This window comes from Micromonospora ferruginea (assembly GCF_013694245.2).
Lineage (GTDB): Bacteria > Actinomycetota > Actinomycetes > Mycobacteriales > Micromonosporaceae > Micromonospora > Micromonospora robiginosa.
Genome location: NZ_CP059322.2, coordinates 919,333 through 931,378, shown reverse-complemented (window position 1 = coordinate 931,378; position 12,046 = coordinate 919,333). Strand labels below are relative to the sequence as shown.

Annotated in this window: 9 protein-coding genes; 4 read left to right on the top strand and 5 right to left on the bottom strand. The window is 75.5% G+C overall.

Annotation, left to right across the window (positions count from 1 at the left end; translation table 11 throughout):
- Positions 1 to 34: 34 nt before the first annotated feature.
- The 4 genes from H1D33_RS04355 to H1D33_RS04340 all read left to right on the top strand — a co-directional run bounded on the left by H1D33_RS04355 (position 35) and on the right by H1D33_RS04340 (position 7,071).
- Positions 35 to 1,978, top strand: coding sequence for an amylo-alpha-1,6-glucosidase (locus H1D33_RS04355; RefSeq protein WP_181569283.1), 1,944 nt, complete (start codon positions 35 to 37; stop codon positions 1,976 to 1,978).
- Positions 1,979 to 2,108: 130 nt separating this feature from the next.
- The gene (locus tag H1D33_RS04350; protein WP_181569284.1) at positions 2,109 to 3,434 is read left to right on the top strand and encodes a glycosyltransferase family 4 protein; all 1,326 of its coding nucleotides are present in this window, start codon (positions 2,109 to 2,111) and stop codon (positions 3,432 to 3,434) included.
- 74 nt (positions 3,435 to 3,508) lie between these two features.
- Positions 3,509 to 6,121: a serine/threonine protein kinase gene (locus H1D33_RS04345; protein ID WP_181569285.1), complete on the top strand. Its 2,613-nt coding sequence runs from the start codon at positions 3,509 to 3,511 to the stop codon at positions 6,119 to 6,121.
- 140 nt (positions 6,122 to 6,261) lie between these two features.
- Positions 6,262 to 7,071 (top strand): metal-dependent hydrolase, encoded by an 810-nt coding sequence (locus H1D33_RS04340; protein WP_181569286.1) that lies wholly within the window; start codon positions 6,262 to 6,264, stop codon positions 7,069 to 7,071.
- Positions 7,072 to 7,292: 221 nt separating this feature from the next.
- Here H1D33_RS04340 and H1D33_RS04335 read toward each other — a convergent pair whose 3' ends face one another.
- The 5 genes from H1D33_RS04335 to H1D33_RS04315 form a co-directional block, all read right to left on the bottom strand.
- Positions 7,293 to 8,015 carry a VOC family protein gene (locus tag H1D33_RS04335; protein WP_181569287.1) on the bottom strand — a complete coding sequence of 241 codons (723 nt, stop codon included), beginning with the start codon at positions 8,013 to 8,015 and terminating at the stop codon, positions 7,293 to 7,295.
- Between the two features lie 134 nt (positions 8,016 to 8,149).
- Positions 8,150 to 8,482 (bottom strand): TfoX/Sxy family protein, encoded by a 333-nt coding sequence (locus tag H1D33_RS04330; RefSeq protein WP_181569288.1) that lies wholly within the window; start codon positions 8,480 to 8,482, stop codon positions 8,150 to 8,152.
- A gap of 44 nt (positions 8,483 to 8,526) precedes the next feature.
- On the bottom strand, positions 8,527 to 9,120 hold the full coding sequence (locus H1D33_RS04325; RefSeq protein ID WP_181569289.1) for a nucleotidyltransferase family protein: 594 nt from the start codon (positions 9,118 to 9,120) through the stop codon (positions 8,527 to 8,529).
- Between the two features lie 143 nt (positions 9,121 to 9,263).
- The gene (locus H1D33_RS04320; RefSeq protein WP_246411697.1) at positions 9,264 to 10,937 is read right to left on the bottom strand and encodes a bifunctional 3'-5' exonuclease/DNA polymerase; all 1,674 of its coding nucleotides are present in this window, start codon (positions 10,935 to 10,937) and stop codon (positions 9,264 to 9,266) included.
- Positions 10,938 to 11,085: 148 nt separating this feature from the next.
- Positions 11,086 to 12,042: a carbohydrate ABC transporter permease gene (locus H1D33_RS04315; RefSeq protein WP_181569290.1), complete on the bottom strand. Its 957-nt coding sequence runs from the start codon at positions 12,040 to 12,042 to the stop codon at positions 11,086 to 11,088.
- Positions 12,043 to 12,046: the final 4 nt, after the last annotated feature.

Sequence of the window (12,046 nt, the reverse complement as noted above, 5' to 3'; positions counted from 1 at the left end):
TGGCATGTCACACCTCGCTGCCGGTGGAGGAAAGTTGATCGACATCCGGTTCGGCCCGCAGGTCTGCGGGGAGCTGTCCGCCGCCGCCGGGCGGGAATGGCTGGTCACGGACGGGCTCGGTGGTTACGCCACGGGCACCGTGGCCGGGCTGCGCACCCGCCGCTACCACGGGTTGCTCGTGGTGCCGGGCCGGACGCCGGCGTCCCGCAAGGTGGGACTCGTGAGCCTCGACCCGGCGGTCACCCTGCCGTCCGGGCGGCAGGTCCGGCTGGGCGCGCACGAGTGGTCCTCCGGGGTGGTCGACCCGCGCGGCTTCGAGCTGCTGGAGCGCTTCGACCTGACCGACGGGGTGCCGCGCTGGCGGTGGCGGATCGGTGACGTGGTGATCGAGCGGGAGATCGCCATGACGTACGGCCGGTCCTGCGTAGCCGTGGTCCACCGGCTGGTCTCCGGCGGCCCGGTCCGGCTGGACCTGGCCGCGGCCTGCACCTGGCGCGACGCGCACGGCGAGCGGCGGGCCGACGGTCCGGCGCCCCGGCTGGAGCCGGCGGCCGGCGGCGCGATCGTCGACGGCGCGTTCCGGCTCGCCGGGCCGGACTGGACCCCCGAGGGCCAGTGGTGGCTCGGCGTCCGGCACCGGGTCGAGGCCACCCGTGGCCTCAGCCCGGACGAGGATCTCTGGTACGCGGGCCGCTTCTCCGGCGCGCTGGACACCCCCGGCGCGACCGTGACGGTGCTGGCCTGGGCGGACGACCTGGCCGAGGAGCCGCCGCCGGCGACCGCGGTGGTCGAGGCGACCCGGCGGCGCAACCGGGCGGTGGTGGCCGCCGCGAAGCCCGACGACGCGGTCTCCGCGACGCTGGCGCTGGCCGCCGACGCGTTCGTGGTCCGCACCGCGACCGGCCCGGACGTGGTGGCCGGCTACCCCTGGTTCGGCGCCTGGTCCCGGGACACCATGATCTCCTACGAGGGGTTGTTCCTCTGCACCAACCGGGCCGACGAGGGCCGGGAGCTGCTGCGGGCGTACGCGGGGACGCTGTCGGCGGGCATGCTGGCGAACACCGCCGACACCGGCCGGGTCGAGCACAACACGGTCGACGCCACGCTCTGGTTCCTGCACGCGGTGAGCCGGCACGTCACGGTCACCGGCGACACCGACCTCGGCGACGAGCTGCTGCCCGCGCTGCACGGGGTGGTCGAGGCGCACGTGGCCGGCACCCGCTACGGCATCGGCGTCGACCCCGCCGACGGCCTGCTCACCCAGGGCGGCCCGCCGGACGTGGCGCTGACCTGGATGGACGCCCGGGTGTACGGCGTGCCGGTGACCCCGCGCACCGGCAAGCCGGTCGAGGTCAACGCGCTGTGGATCAACGGGTTGGCCGGGCTCGCCGAGTTGACCGAGCTGGCCGGGCGCGACGCCACCGCCCTGTGGGACCTGCACGGCCGGGCGACCGGCGCGTTCCGGGAGCGGTTCCCGGCGCCGGCCGGCTGGCTGCACGACGTGGTGGACGCCCCGGCGCCCGCGTACCCCCTCGGCGGCGCCCCGCACCACGACGACGACCTGCTGCGCCCCAACCAGTTGCTCGCCTGGTCCCTGCCGTACGCGCCGCTGGAGCCGGACGAGGTCACGCTGCGCCGGCTCACCGAGGCGCTGTTCACCCCGCTCGGCCCGCGCAGCCTCGCCCCCGACTCCCCCGGCTTCACCGGCCGGCACCGGGGCGGCCCGGCCGAGCGGGACTCCGCCTACCACCAGGGCACGGTCTGGCCGTGGCTGACCGGGCCGCTGCTCGACGCGTACCGGAAGGCGGGCCTGCCCACAGCGGACCTGCTGGTGGGGTTGGAGGGGCACCTGGTCGAGGACGGCCTGGGCTCGGTCAGCGAGACCGCCGACGGCGCCGCGCCGCACGCGGCCACCGGCTGCCCGTTCCAGGCGTGGTCGGTGGCGGAGCTGCTGCGCGCGCGGCGCGCGCGCCGGTAACGCGTTACAGACCGGCAACCGGCGCGTCGCCGCCGGTTATCGACCCGTGGGCAGGATGGGTGCCGACCCCACCGGACACCCGCCGCGGTGCCGCCTCCGGCGGGGACGACCACAACTTCAAGGGGGCCGCGTGTCCGCTGACGCCGAAGTGATCGACATCCAGCCCGCCCGGCGCCTGCGGGTGCTGCTGCTCTCCTGGGAATACCCGCCCGTGCTCGTCGGCGGCCTCGGCCGGCACGTGCACGCGCTCTCCGTCGCCCTGGCCGCCGCCGGGCACGAGGTCACCGTGGTCACCCGGCACGCCGAGGGCACACCCGTGGAGGAGTACGCCGACGGCGTCCGGATCGTCCGCGCCGCCGAGGACCCGGTCCGGTTCCCGCTGGCCACCGACTCGCTGCTGGCCTGGACCATGGCGTTCAACCACACGCTCACCCGCGCCGCCCTGCGCGCCGCCGGCACCGGCGCGTACGACGTGATCCACGCCCACGACTGGCTGGTCGCGCACACCGCCGTCACCCTGGCCGAACACCTGGACGTGCCCCTGGTCACCACGATCCACGCCACCGAGGCCGGCCGGCACCAGGGCTGGCTGCCCGGGGAGATGAACCGCACCATCCACGGCGTCGAGCACTGGCTGAGCAACGCCTCGGCCCGGGTGATCGCCTGCTCCGGCTACATGCGCGAGCAGGTGTCGCGGCTGTTCGACGTGCCGGCCGGGCGGGTCGACGTGGTGGCCAACGGCGTGGACGACCGGGCCTGGCGGGCCCGCCCGCAGGCGGTCGCCTCCGCCCGCGCCCGCTTCGCCGGGCGCGGCCCGCTGGTCGGGTACGCCGGCCGGCTGGTCTACGAAAAGGGCGTGCAGCACCTGGTGGACGCCGTACCGCACCTGGCCGACCGGCACCCGGGGCTGCGGGTGGTGATCGCCGGGGACGGCCCGTACCGCGACGAGCTGGTCGACCGGGCGCACCGGCTGCGCCTGGGCGACACGGTCCGCTTCGCCGGCTTCCTGGACGCCGGCCAGCTCCCCGCGGTGCTCGCCGCCACCGACGCCACCGTGATCCCCAGCCTCTACGAGCCGTTCGGCATGATCGCCCTGGAGGCGGCGGCCGCCGGCGCGCCGCTCGCGGTCGCCCGCACCGGCGGGCTGGCCGAGATCGTCGAGCCGGGGGTGACCGGGGTGACGTTCCCGCACGGCGACGCCGAGGCGCTGGCCGGCGCCGTCGACCGGCTGCTCGGCGACGAGGTCTTCGCCCGCCGGGTGGCGCGCAGGGCACGCGTCATGGTCACCCGGCGGTACGCCTGGTCGGCCATCGCGGCCCGCACCGCGGTCAGCTACGCCGCCGCGCGCCGGGAACACCACCCGTTCCAGGCCCGACGGGCCGCCGCGTTGCTGGCCGGCGGCCGTCCGGCCATCGCCATTCCGGACGGAAACCTGCTGGCCGGCGCGGCGAGCTGAGGCCCGCCGCCCTGATGGGATAGGTCCGACCCGATCCGTTGGCTATTGTGGACCAACCAGCGGTGAGGAGTGCGGTGCGGGAAGTGGTGATCGCCGGACGGTACCGCCTGATCGATCTGGTCGGCCGCGGCGGGATGGGCCAGGTCTGGCGAGCCCGGGACGAGGAGCTTCAGCGCGAGGTCGCGGTGAAGCAGGTGCTGCCGCCGAACTGGCTCGCCGAGAGCGAGCGCGACGAGCTTCGTGCCCGCACGCTGCGCGAGGCCCGCACGGCCGCCCGGCTCAACCACCCCAACGTGGTCCGGGTCTACGACGTGGTCCGGGTCAACGGCGACCCGTGGCTGATCATGGAGTACGTCCCGTCGCGCTCGTTACAGGAGATCATCGAGACCGACGGGCCGCTGCCGCCGCGCCGGGCCGCCGAGATCGGGGTGGCGGTGCACGCCGCGCTGCGCGCCGCCCACCGGGCCGGGGTCCTGCACCGCGACGTGAAACCCGCGAACGTGCTGCTGGCCCTGGACGGGCGGGTGCTGCTCACCGACTTCGGGCTGGCCGTGTTCGAGGGCGGCGACGGCGCGATGACCCGTCCGGGCCTGGTCCTCGGCTCCCCGCAGTACGTCGCCCCGGAGCGCGCGGCCGAGAGCGTGTCCAGCGTCGAGGCGGACCTGTGGTCGCTCGGCGCCACCCTGCACGCCGCCGTGGAGGGCCGCTCGCCGTACGCCCGCAGCACCGCGATGGCCACCCTGGCGGCGCTGGCCAGCCAACCCCCGGACCCGGCGCCGCACGCCGGCCCGCTGATGCCGGTGCTGGTCGGGCTGCTCCGCCGCGACCCGCGCAACCGGCTCGGCCACGACGACATCGCCCGGCTGCTCGCCACCGCCGCCGAGCCGCCCGCCGTCACCCCGGACCGGCCGGCCGCCGCCGAAGCGGGGGCGGCGTCCGCGTCCCGCACGGCCGGGCCGGGGACGGCCGTCCCGCCGCTGAGCGGCTCCCGCATCGGCATCCCACCGGTGCCCCGGTCCGGACCGGCGGTCCCGCCGTTGACCGGCTCCAGCATCGCCGTCCCGCCGGTGACGCGGTCGGGGTCGACCGTCCCACCGCCGGACGACGCCGCTCCCGCCGCTCCACCCGGCGCCGCGGTCGGGCGCGCCGCTCCGCCGATCGGCCCGCCCGGCTCCCCGGTGGCCGGGCGGCCGACCGGCGGGCCCGGGCCCGCCGGTACGCGCCACGCCGGACCCACCCGCGCCGGCCGGCCCGAATCGGACGGCTGGGACGCGTGGGACCGCACGACCGGCTGGGGCGGGACCGACGGCGGCTGGGACCGGACCACCGGCTGGGACGGCCCGGACGACGGCGACGACACCGACTCGGGCGCTCGACCGACCGTCGGCTATCCGGACCTGATGCCGCCGGCCGCCGCCGCGCGGGCCTGGAGCCGCGCGGCCCGGCGCAGCGAGTGGGCGCGACCGGACGAGGACGATCCGGCCTCGTCCGACGGGGCGGAGGACCGCCGCGCCGGCGAGGCGGCCCGCGCGGGAGACGACGGGACGGCCCGGGACACACCCGAGCGGCCCGTCGGTGGGCTGGGCCCGACGGTCCTGACCAGCTTCGTGGACCCGGGCAACCCCGCCGGCCCGGAGGGCCCGGCCACGCGGGCCGACGCCGTCAGCCCGGTGCACACCCCCTCGCCGGGCGGCATCCCCCCGCCGACCCCACCACCGGTCACCACCGGCGGCCCTTCCGACAGCGGTCGGCTCCGCAGCGCGACGGGCAGCGGCGCGCTCGGCGACGACCCCGCGCGCGGCGAGACGCGCCGCGGCGTACCCGGGCCCGGTGGCACCGCCCACGGCGCCCCGGTCCCCGGCGTGCGCGCGCCGCACGACGGTCCGGTCCCGGGCGTGCGCGCGCCGCACGACGACGCCGGCCGTGAGGGGCGCGACGACGACACCCCGGGCGGCCCACCCGCCGGCGGCGACCGTGGCCGGACGACCACCCGCCGCTGGGGTTTCACCGCGGGCGCCGTGCTGTTGGCGGTGCTGGCCGGCGTCGGCACCGCGCTCGCCGTCGACCGCGACCACCCGTCGGACGGCGACCGGCACGGCGAGCCCGTCGGTCAGCCCTGGGAGCGACCGGGCGGACCGCCCGGCGGCGGCGGGCCACCGCCGCCACCCCCGTTCCCCTGCATCCGGCCCGACGTGGCGGGCAGCCCGGTGCAGAAGGGTCCGCCGCCGGCCGACCCGGCGGTGACCGTGCCCGCCGGGTGGGTGTGGCCGGCCGACACCGGCGGGTTCCACATCGCCCTGCCCGCCGGCTGGCTCCAACTCCGCTCCGGGGACACCACCTGCTTCCAGGACCCGGCCACCCGGCGCATCCTGGGCGTCGAGCCCTACCCGGGCGGGGATCCGGTCGGCCGGCTGCGCTCGGCCGAGCGGGACCTCACCTCCGCGGGCCGGCTCCCCCGGTACGAGAAGGTCCGACTCGCCGCCGACGGCGACGGCGCGGTGTGGGAGTGCCGCTGGACCGCGCCGTACGGGGAACGCATGCACGCGCTGCGGGTGCTGCCCGGCGAGGAGGCCGGGTGGACGCTGGGCCTGACCACCTCCGACGCCGACTGGGCCGCCGCCGACGAGCAGTTCGCGCTGATCCGCGACAGCATCCGGCCGATCCGGCCCACCCGCACGGCGGGGTGACCGGGCGGCGTCCCATCGCCGACAGTCGGCACCACCGCGCCCACCTGTGCCGACATACTTCGTGATGCCCCGCCGTCGCACCGACTGACTACAGTGGCGTAGTTTCTGTCGATCAAGATCTCTGGGGAGGGCGAGCCGAGATGATGGGACCGTCCCACGCGCTGTCCGGCGCGGCGGTGTGGCTGACCGGCTCCTGGGCGCTGGACCAGTTCGCCGACTATCACCAGACTCCGCTGGCGCTGGCGGTGGGCACCGCGGTCTGCGCGGGCGGGGCGCTCTTTCCCGACCTCGACCTCTCCGGCAAGGTCACCCGCAACCAGGGCGGCGCCACCGTGGCCCGGACGTTCGGCGTGTTCAGCCTCTTCGTCGCCGAGGTGATGGAGAAGATCTCGCTCGGCGTCTACTACGCGACGAAGCTGAGCAAGGATCCGCGCCGCAACAACGGGCACCGCACGCTGACCCACACCGTGCCGTTCACGGTGCTGGTCGGCTGGGGCACCACCGCGCTCTGCGCCCACTACGGCAAGTGGGCGGTGGTCAGCATCCTGTTCTTCATGATCGGTCTGGCGCTGCGCGGTCTCTTCGACGAGTGGGCCGAGCGGGCCGGCTGGGTGGTGGTCACGCTGGTGTCCGCCGCCGCGGCCTGGTTCACCTTCGCCAACCTGCCCGGCGACCGGGGCTATCCGATGATCGGGCTGGCCGTCGGGGTGGGCTGTTTCGTGCACATCCTCGGCGACATGATCACCCGCGCGGGCGTGCCGATCCTCTGGCCCATCCCGATCAAACGGCGGATGTGGACGATGATCGGGCTGCCCAACAGCGTCGCGCTGCGCACCGGCAGCAAGGCCGAGACGGTGGTGCTGCGCGGGGCGTTGACCGTGCTGGCCGTGCTCGCCACGCTGGGCCTGGTCGCGCCCTCGGTGCTGCAACGCTTCGACATCCAGGTCTGACCGGCGACGTCGCCTCGGCGGTCCTCGCCGGCACGCGTCGGCTACGACGAACACCGCGCCGGGGCCGGGATCGGGATCGGGTGCCGTCGGTCTGGAGCCTTTCGAGCTGATAGCACGAACGACTCGACGCCGACGGGACAGCCGAGTCGTTGCTGCTCTCAGCTCCAAAGCGTCTCCGGGTCGGGTTGCGCCGCCTTCGGGTCACCCCGGCTCGGCTCGCGCTACCGGGGCGTCAGCACGCAGAACTCGTTGCCGTCGGGATCGGCCAGCACCACGTCGTCGGCGGTGTGCCGGCCGACACCGACCCGGGTCGCCCCGAGCGCGAGCAGCCGGTCGATCTCCGCCTCCCGGTCGCCGCCGGCCGGCGGCGCGAGGTCCAGGTGGATGCGGTCGCGGCCGTGCCGGGGCAGCAGCGGCGGGCCGCTCCAGGTGATCTTCGAGCCGCCCCGTGGCGACTGGATCGCGGTCTCCTCGTCCTGGTCCCAGACCAGCGGCCAGCCCAGCGCCTCGTGCCAGAAGTAGCCGACCGCCTGGGAGCCGTCGCAGTTGACCGCGCCGACGAAGCCGCAGCCGGCGAGGAAGTTGTTGCCCGCCTCGGTGACGCAGAACTCGTTGCCCTCGCCGTCGGCGAGCACCACGTGCCCCTCGTCGCCCCGCTGGCCGACGTCGGCGTGCCGCCCGCCCAGCTCGATCGCCCGGGCCACCGTCTCCCGCTGGCCCTGCGACGACGCGCTGGTCAGGTCGAAGTGGATGCGGTTCTGCCCGACCTTCGGCGTGTCGGCCGGCAGGAACCGGATGCGGAGGACGGCGTCGCCGTCGGGCCGCAGCGCAACCCCCTCGCCGGGGTCGTCGACCACCTCCCGGCCGAGCAACCCGGCCCAGAAGCGCGCGAGCCGCAGCGGCTCCCGCGCGTCGACACTGATCGCGAAGAGGTCGATCGTCATCGCGGTGTTCGTCTCCGATCCGCTGCCCGGCCCGAAGGCGACCCAGCCGGCCCGTGGGCAGCAACCCGGCCGGCTGGGCGCCGAGCGTAGGACGCGACGGCCGGCGGCGCAGCCGATTTAACCGGGCGCGCGGGTCACTTCGCCGGCAGGCCGGCGGCCGTGCGGACACCCCGGTCGACCCACCGGGCCAGGTCGGCGTCGCGCGCGCAGGCCGACGGGTCGACGGTGACCCAGCCGCGCATCGGCCGCCCGCGCATCACGGTCGCCTCGGCGCCGGGCTCGGCGAGCGCCCGCGCGGACTCCGCCGGGTCGACGCGCACCATCAGGCCGCCCGCGCCCCGGATCACCACGGCCATGTTGCCGCGCAGCATCATCGCCAGGCCGCCGAACATGCGTCGTTCGTCGATGCCGGGCTCGCGCCCGACCAACTCGCGCACCCGGTTCGCCAGGTCCTCGTCGTATGCCACGCCGGCATCCTGGCAGGCGGGTCCGACATCGTGGCGGCGGCCGGTCAGGCGCCGATGCGCTGCTCGGGCACGGACAGGCCGTAGAGCGCCATCAGCTCCGGGCTGTCGATCCGGCTGCCGTCGGCCACCGCGTCGCAGGCGATGTCGACGATCTGGTCCTTGTGCGCCAGCAGGTAGGGCCGGGCGCCGACGTCGGCGCTGGCCAGCGTGGCGATGCCGGGCCAGTGCCGGCGGCCGAAGAGCATCGGGTAGTTGCGCAGGCCCTCGTAGGTGGCGCAGACCAGCGCGTCCGGGTAGGGCAGGGCGGCCACCCGCCGCACCGCCGCGGCGGTGAGACCGGGCATGTCCACCGGCACCACGACGACCGCCTCGATGTCGTCGTCGGTCAGCGCGGCGAGCCCGGCCCGGATCGAGGAGCCGACGCCGGTCCCCCAGGCCCGGTTGACCACGACCGTGGCGCCGGTCAGGTCGGTGGTCCGCCGCACCTGCTCGGCCGCCGCGCCGAGCACGACCACGACCTGCGCGCAGCCGGACTCGGTCATGGTGTCGACCATCCGGCTCACCAGCGGCTTCTCCCCCTGGTGCAGCAGCGCCTCGGGTCCGCCGATGCGGCGGCCGCCGCCAGCGGCGATGATCATTGCAGCGATCCGGTTCAGCGGTGCCCCCTCGACCAGGGGGACGGACCGGGCACAGCAGCGCCCGGTCCGTCCCGTCGTACGCACATGGGGCCCAACGAGCGCGCGCGGGACCGGGTAGCGGGGCAAAACGGAAAATTGTGTGACTATGCCGCATCGGCGTAGCAGTCCACCGTGGACACGTCGAGCGGGAAGCGGACCGGGGTGTCGCCGAACAGCAGCCGGGTGGCCCGCGCGCCGGCCGCGGAAACCGCCTCGGTGACCGCCTCCGCCGCACCGACCGGACAGTGCACCATCACCTCGTCGTGCTGAAAGAAGACCAGCTCACCGCCGGTGCCGGCCAGCTCGGCACGGAGCGTGGCCAGCAGCGTCGAAGCCCACTCGGCGGCGGTGGCCTGAATGACGAAGTTGCGGGTGAACCGCCCCCGGGAGCGGGCCGCCCGCGCCGACGGGCTGTGCGGATCCACCTCGCCGTCCGACGCCGGATCGTCGGAGTCGGCGAACCCCACCGCGCCCGGCGGGCAGGTGCGACCCAGCCACGACCGGACCAGCCCACCCGCCTCGCCGGTGCGCGCCGCCGCCTCGACGTAGCCGAACGCGGTCGGGTAGCTCTTCCGCAGCACCGCCAGGGCCGGCACCGCCGCGCCGCCGGTCTGCCCGTACATCGCGCCGAGCAGCGCCACCTTGGCCCGGGCCCGGTCACCGGCGAAGGCGTCGCGGGCCAGCGCCGCGTAAAGATCGCCGGCCCCACCCGCGGCGGCCAGCCGCTCGTCCCCGGAGACCGCGGCGAGGACCCGGGGTTCGAGCTGACCGGCGTCGGCCACCACGAACGTCCACCCCGGGTCGGCCACCACCGCCCGCCGGATCACCTTCGGGATCTGCAACGCGCCGCCGCCCCGCGTCGCCCACCGACCGGAGACCACGCCACCGGGCACGTACTCCGGGTGGAACCGGCCGCCGGACACCCAGGCGTCGCGCCAGGCCCAACCGTGCGCCGTCCAGATCCGGTAGAGCTCCTTGTATTCCAGGACCAGCGGCACCGCCGGGTGCTCCACCCCGCGCAGCACCCAGGCCCGGGTGTTCGGCAGCTCCACGCCCGCGCGGGCGAACGCCCGCAACAGCTCCGCCGGCGAGTCGGCGTGCAACCGGCGTACGCCGAACGCGGCGGCGATCCGCGCCTGCAGATCGGCCAGCCGACGCGGCGGCCCGCCGACCGGGGACGGCTCACCGAGCAGCTCGGCCAGGATCGCGTCGTGCACGTCGACCCGCCACGGCAGGCCGGCCGCGCCCATCTCGGCGGCCACCAGCGCGCCGGCCGACTCGGCGGCCACCAGCAGGCGGAACCGGCCGGGCTGGGCGGTCGCGGCGATCCGGGCGAGCTGGTCGGCGTACACCCGGGTCAGCGCCGTGAGGCCGGGGCCCGGCGGGCCGGACGGCGCGTCGAAGAGCGCGACCTGGCCGTGGCCGGGCGGCTCCGGCGGGCGGGGCGTCGGGTCGGGCGGGACCGGCGCGCCGGTCAGCCGGGCCCAGGCGGCGGGCAGCGCGCGCGGCTCGCCCCAGCGGCCGGCGTGCCCGAGCAGCAACGCCTCGGTCAGCTCGACGTCGTGGCAGCGGTCGAGCCGGACCCCGGCGCGCAGCAGAGCCGGGTAGACGCCCGCGCCGGCGGCCCACACCCAGCGGGGCCGCTCGGCGGCTTCGCGTGCGGCGACCGCGGCGGCCAGGTCGGGCGTCTCCTCGGCCGGGCCGGCCGGGCTGCCGTCGGCGTGCAGCGGTCGCAGCACGCCGCCGCCCCGCTCGTCCGTCACCACCGCCACCAGCACGGACGTGATTCTGCCTCGCCCCACCGACACGCTGCGCGTGTAAGGCGGGGGCCCCGCTTAACGTTTTCCGCATAGGCGGGGCCCCCGCTTAACACCACGCGGTTGAGCGGGGGCCCCGCCTGGCGCACGCCCCGGCGGGGTAGGGCGGCTACTTGCCGACGCCGGCGGTGAGGCCGGACTGCACCTGGCGCTGGAAGACGATGTACACGATCAGCACCGGCAGCATCGCCATGGTCACCCCGGCGAACAAACCGGACCAGTCGGACTTGTAGCCCTGGTTGACCGACAGCTCGATCAGACCCTGCGCGATCACCTGGTGCTTCGGCTCACCGGCCACCGACTGCATCAGCAGCGTCGGCAGGTACCACTGGTTCCACTGGCCGAGCACGTTGAAGATGCCGATGCTGATCAGGCCCGGCTTGGCCATCGGCAGCATCACGCTGAAGAACGTGCGGGTGTGCGACGCCCCGTCGACCTGGGCCGCCTCGGCGATCGAGTCGGGCAGCGTCCGGAAGAACGAGTGCATGAAGAAGATCGTGAACGACAGCGACCAGGCCACGTAGACCAGGATCAGCATCAGGTGCTTGTTCGGGCCGAGCAGCGGGAAGCTGATCCCGGTGTTGTAGACGCCCTTGAACAGCGGCACCGCCGCCAGGTAGATCGGCAGGGTCAGCCCGGACAGGAACATGTAGTAGATCAGCCGGTTGCCGCGGAACTCGAACCGCGCCAGCGCGTACGCGGCCATCGAGCCGAGCAGCATGGTCAGCGTGACGCTGCCGACCAGCACCAGCACGGTGTTCAGGAAGAACGCGCCGAGGTGCCCCTCGGTCCAGGCCCGGCCGAAGTTCTCCCAGTGCAGCTTGTCCGGGATCAGCGAGAGCGGCTTCCGGATCACCTCGGAGTCGTCCTTGAACGACGACATCACCACCCACAGCAGCGGGTAGATGACCATCAACGTCCACACCACGAGGAACACGTGGGAGAAGCCGTTGAAGATCCGGGAGCCGACACCGCCGCGGTGCCGCTCCCCTCGGCGTACGGGGCCCGGGGTGGACCCGGTGGCGGCCTTGTCGGCCCGGTCGAGACCGTGCGTCGCCGTGCTCATCGCC